Below are 5,289 nucleotides of genomic sequence, written 5' to 3'. Positions count from 1 at the left end.
CAAATAAAAAAAGTATATAAAACAAAAAACCTCACACAAATGAATGTATGAGGTTTTTAAAAAGTGGCGTCGACTTACTCTCCCACCCTTAAAAGGGCAGTACCATCAGCGCAAGCAGTCTTAACTTCTCTGTTCGGAATGGGAAGAGGTGGACCCTGCTGCAATAGACACCGAAAACTGTTGAAGATATTAGACTATTAGATAAAAAATATGAGACAAGCGATGCTTGTTTAATCTTTTGTCTTTTTTGTCTATCTTCTAATGTCTTAAGTTAGAAAATATTGGGTGATTGAAATAGTAACAGTAGAGAACTATAAGTTTATGGGTAATTAGTACTACTCGGCTTTGACATTACTGTCTTTACACCTGTAGCCTATCAACGTGGTAGTCTTCCACGGCCCTTTAAAGATTTCTCATCTTGAGGTGAGTTTCGTGCTTAGATGCTTTCAGCGCTTATCTCATCCGCACGTAGCTACCCTGCGATGCAGCTGGCGCCACAACAGGTACACCAGAGGTGCGTCCTCCCCGGTCCTCTCGTACTAGAGGAAGGTCCTCTCAAAAATCTAACGCCCACAACAGATAGGGACCGAACTGTCTCACGACGTTCTGAACCCAGCTCGCGTGCCACTTTAATGGGCGAACAGCCCAACCCTTGGGACCTTCTCCAGCCCCAGGATGTGACGAGCCGACATCGAGGTGCCAAACCACTCCGTCGATATGAGCTCTTGGGAGTGATAAGCCTGTTATCCCCGGAGTACCTTTTATCCTTTGAGCGATGGCCCTTCCATGCGGAACCACCGGATCACTATGCTCTAGTTTCCTACCTGATCGACTTGTAGGTCTCTCAGTCAAGCACCCTTATGCCATTACACTCTACGCACGATTACCAACCGTGCTGAGGGTACCTTTAGGAGCCTCCGTTACTCTTTTGGAGGCGACCACCCCAGTCAAACTACCCACCACACAATGTCTCAGTCTTACGACTGATTAGATATCAAACAATTTAAGGGTGGTATTTCAACAACGACTAAACTACACCTAGCGATGCAGCATCAAAGTCTCCCACCTATCCTACACATAAAGTGTCCAATATCAATGTGAAGCTATAGTAAAGGTTCACGGGGTCTTTCCGTCCCGTTGCGGGTAATCGGCATCTTCACCGATACTACAATTTCACCGAGCTCATGGCTGAGACAGTGCCCAGATCGTTGCACCATTCGTGCAGGTCGGAACTTACCCGACAAGGAATTTCGCTACCTTAGGACCGTTATAGTTACGGCCGCCGTTTACCGGGGCTTCAATTCAATGCTTCTCCGAAGATGACATCTCCTCTTAACCTTCCGGCACCGGGCAGGTGTCAGGCCTTATACTTCAACTTTCGTTTTCGCAAAGCCATGTGTTTTTGATAAACAGTCGCCTGGGCCTATTCACTGCGGCCTCTCTTACGAGAGGCGTCTCTTCTCCCGAAGTTACGAGACGATTTTGCCTAGTTCCTTAGCCATGATTCACTCGAGCACCTTAGGATTCTCTCCTTGACTACCTGTGTCGGTTTGCGGTACGAGTAATTGTAACCTGAAGCTTAGAGGTTTTTCTTGGAAGCACTTAGGATCATTATCCACTCATCCGTAGACTTGTGGTACTATCACATTCGCCATTCTGTACGGATTTGCCTATACAAAATTTAGCTACACGCTTTAACGAACTATTCCGTCAGTTCGCAGATCTTTCATCACTCCGTCACCCCATCGCAGTTACAATTAGTACTGGAATATTAACCAGTTGTCCATCCACTACCCCTCTCGGGTTCGCGTTAGGTCCCGACTAACCCTGAGCCGATTAGCGTCGCTCAGGAAACCTTAGTCTATCGGTGAGCAGGTTTCTCGCCTGCTTTATCGTTACTCATTCCTACATTTGCTTTTCTATACGCTCCAGCATACCTCAAAGTACACATTCAACGCCTATAGAATGCTCCCCTACCACTTACAACTAATGTTGTAAATCCATAGCTTCGGTAATACGCTTATGCCCGATTATTATCCACGCTCGATCGCTCGACTAGTGAGCTGTTACGCACTCTTTAAATGAATGGCTGCTTCCAAGCCAACATCCTAGCTGTCTAAGCAATCGAACCACGTTAGTTCAACTTAGCGTATATTTTGGGACCTTAGCTGATGGTCTGGGTTCTTTCCCTCTCGGACATGGACCTTAGCACCCATGCCCTCACTGCTCAGTATATCTTATAGCATTCGGAGTTTGTCAGGGTTTGGTAGGCGGTGAAGCCCCCTAGCCCAATCAGTAGCTCTACCTCTATAAGACTCTACCTGAACGCTGCACCTAAATGCATTTCGGGGAGTACGAGCTATTTCCTAGTTTGATTGGCCTTTCACCCCTACCCACAGTTCATCTGAAAACTTTTCAGCGTTTATCAGTTCGGTCCTCCATTCCGTGTTACCGGAACTTCAACCTGACCATGGGTAGATCACAAGGTTTCGCGTCTACCCCCATTAACTACGTCGCCCTATTCAGACTTGCTTTCGCTTCGACTACGGTTCTTAAAACCTTAATCTCGCTAATGAGGAGTAACTCGTAGGATCATTATGCAAAAGGCACGCCGTCACCCGTAGGCTCCGACCGCTTGTAGGCACACAGTTTCAGGATCTTTTTCACTCCCTTATTCAGGGTTCTTTTCACCTTTCCCTCACGGTACTCGTTCGCTATCGGTATTTGAGGAGTATTTAGCCTTAACAGATGGTTCTGCTTGATTCAGACAGGATTTCACATGTCCCGCCCTACTCAGGATACTACTAGGTATATAAATTATTTCATGTACGGGACTATCACCCTCTTCGGTTGAGCTTTCCAACTCTATTCTATTATAATCCATAAGTCCACATTGTAGTCCTACAACCCCGTAGTTGCCGAAACAACTACGGTTTGGGCTATTTCGATTTCGCTCGCCGCTACTCTCAAAATCACTATTGTTTTCTCTTCCTCTGGGTACTTAGATGTTTCAGTTCTCCAGGTTTGCTCCTTTCGGTGACTACTCTTCAAGTAGCCGGGTTGCCCCATTCAGAAATCTACGGATCATAAAATATTTGCTTCTCCCCGTAGCTTATCGCAGCGTATCACGTCTTTCATCGCCTCTCAAATCCAAGGCATTCCCTGTGTGCCCTTAGTAACTTATTAGTTTTCTTTATTCTATTACTATTTCAATCAATTCCAACATTTCAAAGAACTTTTTTGTAAATTATAGCAGCTGCTAACTCCTAAAACTCATAAATCTGTCTTAATATCTCTTTTTTTTACTCCATCTTCGTTTAGATGTCGTTTTTTTCAGCTTCTTTTCTTTCTTTTTCTACTTATTTTGACTTTCATCAAGAAATAAGACCATTTTTTTAACCCATAATAGGTGAAAAAGTGGAGAATATCGGAGTCGAACCGATGACCTCTTGCGTGCAAGGCAAGCGCTCTAGCCAGCTGAGCTAATCCCCCATTTTTAATGTAGTCCCGAGCAGATTTGAACTGCTGACCCCTACATTATCAGTGTAGTGCTCTAACCAACTGAGCTACGGGACTAAATGAATAATCCCACCTCTTAGTATTAAAGCTCCACTGGTGGGAGAGATATTAGTGATTAAGAAATGGAAAACAGCTAACAAACTACGTTAAGCGCCCTCTAGAAAGGAGATGTTCCAGCCGCACCTTCCGGTACGGCTACCTTGTTACGACTTAGCCCCAGTTACCGGTTTTACCCTAGGCAGCTCCTTGCGGTTACCGACTTCAGGTACCCCCAGCTTCCATGGCTTGACGGGCGGTGTGTACAAGGCCCGGGAACGTATTCACCGCGCCATGGCTGATGCGCGATTACTAGCGATTCCAGCTTCATGGAGTCGAGTTGCAGACTCCAATCCGAACTGAGATCGGCTTTCGAGATTCGCATCCAATCACTTGGTAGCTGCCCTCTGTACCGACCATTGTAGCACGTGTGTAGCCCAGGACGTAAGGGCCGTGATGACTTGACGTCGTCCCCGCCTTCCTCTCAGCTTGCGCTGGCAGTTTCTCTAGAGTCCTCAGCATTACCTGCTAGCAACTAAAGATAGGGGTTGCGCTCGTTGCGGGACTTAACCCAACACCTCACGGCACGAGCTGACGACAGCCATGCAGCACCTTGCAAAATGTCCGAAGAAAAAACTGTTTCCAGTCCTGTCATTATGCATTTAAGCCCTGGTAAGGTTCCTCGCGTATCATCGAATTAAACCACATGCTCCACCGCTTGTGCGGGCCCCCGTCAATTCCTTTGAGTTTCAACCTTGCGATCGTACTCCCCAGGTGCATTACTTATCACTTTCGCTTAGACACCAACTGTATATCGCTGATATCGAGTAATGATCGTTTACGGCGTGGACTACCAGGGTATCTAATCCTGTTCGCTCCCCACGCTTTCGTCCCTGAGCGTCAATTCAGGCCTAGTGAGCTGCCTTCGCTATCGGTGTTCTGTGTCATATCTATGCATTTCACCGCTACATGACACATTCCGCCCACTTCGACCGAATTCAAGACTAATAGTTTCAATGGCAATTTCTTGGTTAAGCCAAGAGATTTCACCACTGACTTAATAGCCCGCCTGCGGACCCTTTAAACCCAATGATTCCGGATAACGCTTGGACCCTCCGTATTACCGCGGCTGCTGGCACGGAGTTAGCCGGTCCTTATTCGTTTAGTACCGTCAGCCCAGTACACGTACTGGGGTTTCTTCCTAAATAAAAGCAGTTTACAACCCATAGGGCATTCTTCCTGCACGCGGCATGGCTGGTTCAGAGTTGCCTCCATTGACCAATATTCCTCACTGCTGCCTCCCGTAGGAGTCTGGTCCGTGTCTCAGTACCAGTGTGGGGGTTCACCCTCTCAGGCCCCCTACCTATCGCTGTCTTGGTAAGCCGTTACCTTACCAACTAACTAATAGGACGCATGCCCATCTTCTACCGCCGAAGCTTTCTTTGATCTAACTTGTGTTAAATCAATCGTATGGGGTATTAATCCGGATTTCTCCGGGCTATCCCCCTGTAGAAGGCAGGTTGCATACGCGTTACTCACCCGTGCGCCGGTCGTCGCCGAAGTGCAAGCACTTCTCGTTACCCCTCGACTTGCATGTGTTAGGCCTGCCGCTAGCGTTCATCCTGAGCCAGGATCAAACTCTCCGTTGTAAAAGACTTTGAATTTTGTTGTGGCTCTTAATTTCGTTTATTTACGCTGTTTCCTTATTTCTCAATCTATCAAAGAACTTATTTG

At 46.8% G+C, this 5,289-nt stretch carries 2 tRNA genes and 3 rRNA genes; all 5 read right to left on the bottom strand.

Features of this window, described 5'->3' with window-relative positions:
- Window positions 1–61 precede the first annotated feature (61 nt).
- The 5 genes from rrf to DXU93_RS14830 all read right to left on the bottom strand — a co-directional run bounded on the left by rrf (window position 62) and on the right by DXU93_RS14830 (window position 5,204).
- Window positions 62–175, bottom strand: a 5S ribosomal RNA gene (gene rrf / locus DXU93_RS14850).
- A gap of 134 nt (window positions 176–309) precedes the next feature.
- Window positions 310–3,186 (bottom strand): 23S ribosomal RNA (locus DXU93_RS14845).
- A gap of 232 nt (window positions 3,187–3,418) precedes the next feature.
- Window positions 3,419–3,492: transfer RNA gene (locus tag DXU93_RS14840), tRNA-Ala, on the bottom strand.
- Between the two features lie 10 nt (window positions 3,493–3,502).
- Window positions 3,503–3,576: transfer RNA gene (locus DXU93_RS14835), tRNA-Ile, on the bottom strand.
- 104 nt (window positions 3,577–3,680) lie between these two features.
- Window positions 3,681–5,204 (bottom strand): 16S ribosomal RNA (locus tag DXU93_RS14830).
- Together the 16S, 23S and 5S rRNA genes with 2 tRNA genes alongside form the textbook arrangement of a ribosomal RNA operon.
- Window positions 5,205–5,289 lie beyond the last annotated feature (85 nt).

It is taken from the genome of Brumimicrobium aurantiacum (assembly GCF_003402975.1).
GTDB lineage: Bacteria > Bacteroidota > Bacteroidia > Flavobacteriales_D > Crocinitomicaceae > Brumimicrobium > Brumimicrobium aurantiacum.
Note: the sequence above shows the minus strand (reverse complement) of the source record. Positions and strands in the feature narration are given on the sequence as shown.